The organism is Pseudomonas sp. (genome assembly GCF_026224925.1).
Lineage (GTDB): Bacteria > Pseudomonadota > Gammaproteobacteria > Pseudomonadales > Pseudomonadaceae > Aquipseudomonas.
Map to the genome: position 1 here is coordinate 1 of NZ_JAMFRV010000325.1, position 3,345 is coordinate 3,345.

Here is a 3,345-nt window from a genome sequence, read left to right on the forward strand (position 1 = left end):
AGGCGGGACCGGTGGTAAGCGGCAAATGGGGACGCGAGTCCGAGCCGATTACGCTGCACGTTTCGGGTAAAAAGATTGAGATTGGACAACATCTTGCGCTTGAGCGGCGTGCTCAGTTTGCAGCTGAGTTGCGCATATGGCTGCGGCGTTGTTCCTGAGGCATGCGTCCGAGCCTGACCGGCGCCACCGGGCAGGCTCGAGTCTGAATGGTTAATTTGGGTAAGGAAGCTATGAAATCAATCAAGCGAGCCCTGGCGGGCGGGCTGGCGATCGGTGGCCTGCTGATGGCGGGCGGGGCTTATGCCGTCGACGTCAAGGATAGTCCCGGAGGGCCGGCCGTTAATGAGCTGAATTTCCAACCGCCGGTGACCCATATCGCTCAGGAGCTCTACGACCTGCACACGGCGATGTTGCTGATTTGCCTGGTGATTTTTGTCGGCGTATTCGGCGTGATGTTTTATTCGATTTTTGCGCACCGCAAGTCGAAAGGATACAAAGCAGCCAATTTTCATGAAAGCACTACGGTTGAAATTCTCTGGACCGCCGTGCCGCTGCTGATCGTGATTGCGATGGCCGTGCCCGCGACCCGTTCCGTGGTCGCGATGAAAGACACCTCGAACGCCGACCTGACCGTCAAAGTGACGGGCTATCAGTGGAAGTGGGGCTACGACTACATCAAAGGACCGGGCGAAGGCATTTCGTTCATCTCCTCGTTGTCGACACCGCGTGATGAAATAGATGGTCGCGCGCCGATCACCGATACCTATTTGCAGGAAGTCGACCACCCGCTCGTGGTGCCGGTTGGCAAAAAAATCCGCATCATTACGACCGCGGCCGACGTGGTGCACTCGTGGTACGTGCCGGCTTTCGGCGTCAAGCAGGATGCGATTCCCGGTTTCGTGCGCGATACCTGGTTCAAGGCCGAGCGCACCGGCACCTTCCGTGGCTTCTGCACCGAGCTGTGCGGCAAGGAACATGCGTTCATGCCGGTGGTGGTGAACGTACTGTCTGAGGGCGACTATGCGGCATGGGTCAAGACGACGCAATCCGCGGCGCTGGCGGCAGGTGCTGCTACAGCGGCCCACACCGGCGACTACTCGCACGGCGAACTGATCGCGAACGGCCAGAAAGTCTATATGAGTAACTGCGTCGCCTGCCATCAGGCAAACGGCAAGGGCGTCGGACCCTTCCCTGCGCTGGATGGCGATCACATCGTGAACGGCCCGGTCTCGGACAACATCAATATTGTGCTGCACGGCAAGGGCCAGATGCCGGCTTGGGGCAATGACTTGAGCGATCTCGAGATTGCCTCGGTGGTCACCTATATTCGTAATTCGTGGGGTAATCACACCGGCCAGACTGTACAGCCCGGCGTGGTCGGCGCCGCGCGTGACGGCAAGACGCTGCCAGGCGGCCAAAAACAGGCGGCCAGCCCGGCGCCTGTCGAGAGCAGCAAGGCCGCCAGCTGAGAGTTGCTTCGGGCGCGAGGCTGCGCCCGGTGTGCGAATTAAAAGATTTGCCCGCGCATTCCCGCGGGCATCGTAGTCAAGCGTAAGGAGAGGGGTTATGTCGACGGTCTCGCACGATCACGTGGTGGGTCACGATCACGATCACGCGCACGGTTATCCGCAAGGCTGGCGGCGCTGGCTATATGCCACCAATCACAAGGACATCGGTACGCTCTACCTGATTTTCTCGTTCACCATGTTTATGGTGGGCGGCGTGATGGCGCTGATTATCCGTACCGAATTGTTCCAGCCGGGCCTGCAGATCGTGCGTCCGGAGTTCTTCAACCAGATGACGACCCTGCACGGGCTGATCATGATCTTCGGTGCGATCATGCCGGCCTTCGTCGGCTTCGCGAACTGGATGGTTCCGCTGCAAATCGGCGCGCCCGACATGGCGTTCGCGCGGATGAACAACCTGAGCTTCTGGCTGCTGCCGCCGGCCGCGTTCCTGCTGGTGGTTTCCCTGTTTTCACCCGGCGGCGCCAGCGCTGCGGGCTGGACGCTCTATGCGCCGCTGTCGGTGCAAATGGGCCCGGGCATGGACCTGGGTATTTTCGCGATCCACATTCTCGGCGCTTCGTCGATCATGGGCTCGATCAACATCGTCGTGACCATCCTTAACCTGCGCGCTCCCGGCATGACGTTGATGAAAATGCCGATGTTCGTCTGGACCTGGCTGATCACCGCTTTCCTGCTGATCGCCGTGATGCCGGTGCTGGCAGGCGCGATCACCATGCTGCTGTTCGATCGCCACTTCGGCACCTCGTTCTTCAATGCGGCAGGTGGCGGCGACCCGGTTCTTTATCAGCACGTATTCTGGTTCTTCGGTCACCCTGAGGTGTACATCATGATTTTGCCGGCGTTCGGCATTATCTCGCAGGTGATTCCGGCGTTCTCACGCAAAAAACTGTTCGGCTACAGCTCCATGGTGTACGCGACGTCGTCGATCGCGATCCTGTCGTTCATGGTGTGGGCTCACCACATGTTCGTCCCCGGCATGCCGGTGACCGGTCAGTTGTTCTTCATGTACGCGTCGCTGCTGGTGGCCGTGCCGACCGGCGTGAAGGTGTTCAACTGGATCGCGACGATGTGGCGCGGTTCCATGACCTTCGAGACGCCGATGTTGTTCGCAATCGGCTTTCTGTTCGTGTTCACGATGGGTGGCTTTACCGGTCTGATCCTGGCGATTGCACCGCTCGATATCGCGCTGCACGGCACCTATTACATCGTGGCGCACTTCCACTATGTGCTGGTGGCGGGTTCGCTGTTCGCGCTGTTCGCCGGCTGGTATTACTGGTCGCCGAAGTGGACCGGGTTCATGTACAACGAACTGCGCGGCAAGATCCACTTCTGGGGTTCGTTGATCTCGTTCAACGTGACGTTCTTCCCGATGCACTTCCTTGGCCTGGCCGGGATGCCGCGTCGCTATGCCGATTATCCGGCGCAGTTCACCGACTTCAATCAGGTTGCGACGATCGGTGCGTTCGTGTTCGGCTTGATGCAGGTGTACTTCCTGTTCTGGGTCGCGCTGCCGGCTTATCGCGGCGCCGAGAATCATCTGGAAGCGGGCGACAAGCCGTGGGATGGCGCCGAGGGGCTGGAGTGGACGTTGCCGAGCCCGCCGCCGTTCCATACGTTTGAAACACCGCCGGTGGTTGAGTAAAAGCTGCCCGCAGCACACTGTATTGTTAGTGCCGGGCTCGCGCCCGGCTTTAGAAAAGATCATGAACCAGAAATCGCAGGTAACCCTGACTGAGCAGCAACGTCGCGCATGTTTTCGCGGCGGGATGATTTTGTTGGGTATCGTGTTGGTGTTTTTTGTCGCGTCGATCGCCAG

3 protein-coding genes are annotated in these 3,345 nt (G+C 59.5%); all 3 read left to right on the forward strand.

Translation table 11 applies throughout. The features are described 5' to 3' along the window. Nucleotides 1–11: 11 nt before the first annotated feature. The 3 genes from M0974_RS33325 (at nucleotide 12) to ctaD (ending at nucleotide 3,171) form a co-directional block, all read left to right on the forward strand. Entirely contained in the window at nucleotides 12–158 is a 147-nt protein-coding gene (locus M0974_RS33325) for a DUF2244 domain-containing protein (RefSeq protein WP_367279015.1), read from the forward strand. A 72-nt stretch (nucleotides 159–230) separates the two neighbouring features. Next, nucleotides 231–1,469, forward strand: coding sequence for a cytochrome c oxidase subunit II (gene coxB / locus M0974_RS14020; RefSeq protein WP_297837605.1), 1,239 nt, complete (start codon nucleotides 231–233; stop codon nucleotides 1,467–1,469). A 97-nt stretch (nucleotides 1,470–1,566) separates the two neighbouring features. Further along, nucleotides 1,567–3,171, forward strand: a complete 1,605-nt coding sequence (gene ctaD, locus M0974_RS14025) for a cytochrome c oxidase subunit I (protein WP_297837607.1) — start codon at nucleotides 1,567–1,569, stop codon at nucleotides 3,169–3,171. Nucleotides 3,172–3,345 lie beyond the last annotated feature (174 nt).